Genomic DNA, 1,959 nt, shown 5'->3' with positions numbered 1-1,959 from the left:
ATATAAATTAATGAGAGGTGCTTTTTGTGAGTGCGGTAGGTATTAAATAGGAAAAATTTAATGAAATAAATCGGATAAGACCAGGGGATTTTTATGTACATCATACCCCTAATTTTGTCATGCATTTATTTCAAAACCTATGAAGATACCTACAATACTTTATAAAGCGTGTAATAAGGGACTGCCATCTATTTTTTATGGCTTATTTCCTCATACGTTATTACACATGCCTTGTAAATGTAAAAGCTGCGGTATCCCCGCAGCTTTTTTGTATATGTTTTTATTGTATAATTATGGGATTTTATATATAGCTCATTGGAATCTAATGAGTAGGTATCTTCATTTATGATAAAAATCAATCATAGTGAGGAGAAACAAAATGAATACGATGACTTTTGAAAAGTTACAATATAACGAATTAAAGGATATAGTGAAATCTTATTGTGTAAGTGGATTAGGTAAGAGGTTATTAAACAAATTAGAGCCGAGTACGAGTATAAAAGTAGTGAGAAATCGGTTGAATGAAACGACAGAAGCACGAGCTATATTAGATGCAGAAGGGCATGTTCCTTTCTTCGGAATTTCTAATATTGCTAGTACAATTCAAAAATTAGAAAAAGGGATGATTTTAGATCCAGAAGAATTAGTGAGTGTTTCAGACTTTTTACGTGGATGTAGAAAGATTAAAAAGTTTATGTTAGATAAAGAATTTTTTGCACCAGTATTAGCTTCTTATGCAAACTCAATGACTGAATATAAAAGTATTGAAGAGGAAATTAACTTTTCAATTAAAGGAAATAGTATTGATGCAGCTGCAAGTAAAGAGTTAAAACGAATTCGAAATAATATCGATTCTGTAGATGGGAAAATAAAAGAACGTTTAACGAAGTTTTTAAATAGTAGTGCAAATAAGAAATTCATTCAGGAATTCTTTATTAGTAAAAAGGATGACCGTTATACGATTCCAATTAAATCTTCCTATAAAAATCAAGTTGCTGGAAGTATTATTGAAGCCTCGGCAAAAGGTTCTACTGTATTTATAGAACCGCATACGGTTACGAAATTGAATGCAGAATTAGCAGGTTTGAAAGCAGAAGAAGCGGTTGAAGAGTATCAGATTTTAGCGACTTTATCAGGAATGGTGTTAGAAAACATTTATAGTATAAAGATTAACATGGAGCTAATTAGTCAGTATGATATGGTATTTGCGAAAGCGAAGTTTAGTAAATCGATTGATGGAATAGAACCGAAGTTAAACGATCATGGCTACATTCATTTAGTGAATTGTAAGCATCCGCTTTTAACAGGGCAAGTTGTACCGTTACATTTTAAAATTGGTCAAGAGTATCGTAGTTTAATTATTACAGGGCCGAATGCGGGCGGAAAGACAATTGTGTTAAAAACGATTGGATTGTTAACATTAGCTACAATGTCAGGTCTTCATATTGCAGGAGATAAAGGTACAGAAATCGCTATTTTCGAAAATGTATTCGTAGATATTGGTGATAATCAAAGTATTGAAAATGCACTAAGTACATTTTCGTCTCATATGAAAAATCTTTCTGAGATTATGAGGATGTCAAATAATAATACGTTACTTTTATTTGATGAAATAGGGAGCGGTACAGAACCAAATGAAGGTGCAGCACTTGCAATTTCTATTTTAGAAGAGTTGTACTTTGCGGGATGTATTACCGTTGCGAGTACGCATTACGGAGAAATTAAACGATTCTCAGAAATGCATGATGACTTTATGAATGCAGCGATGCAGTTTAATAGTGAAACGCTAGAGCCGCTTTATAAATTAGTTATCGGAAAATCAGGAGAAAGTAATGCACTTTGGATTGCGAATAAAATGAGCGTAAAAGAACATGTACTGAAAAGAGCGAAAGAGTATATGGGAAATAAAGAGTACGCTTTAGAAAAAGTGAATGAAAGTAAAATTAGAAAACCGAAATT

General features: G+C 32.4%; 1 protein-coding gene. It reads left to right on the top strand.

Annotated elements, in window-relative coordinates:
* Positions 1–379: 379 nt before the first annotated feature.
* On the top strand, positions 380–1,959 hold a 1,580-nt coding region (locus ACQGS6_RS27395), incomplete at its 3' end, for an endonuclease MutS2 (protein ID WP_426965950.1).

This window comes from Bacillus sp. GMs2/2 (genome assembly GCF_050172095.1).
GTDB classification, from domain to species: Bacteria; Bacillota; Bacilli; order Bacillales; family Bacillaceae_G; genus Bacillus_A; species Bacillus_A cereus.
Note: the sequence above shows the minus strand (reverse complement) of the source record. Positions and strands in the feature narration are given on the sequence as shown.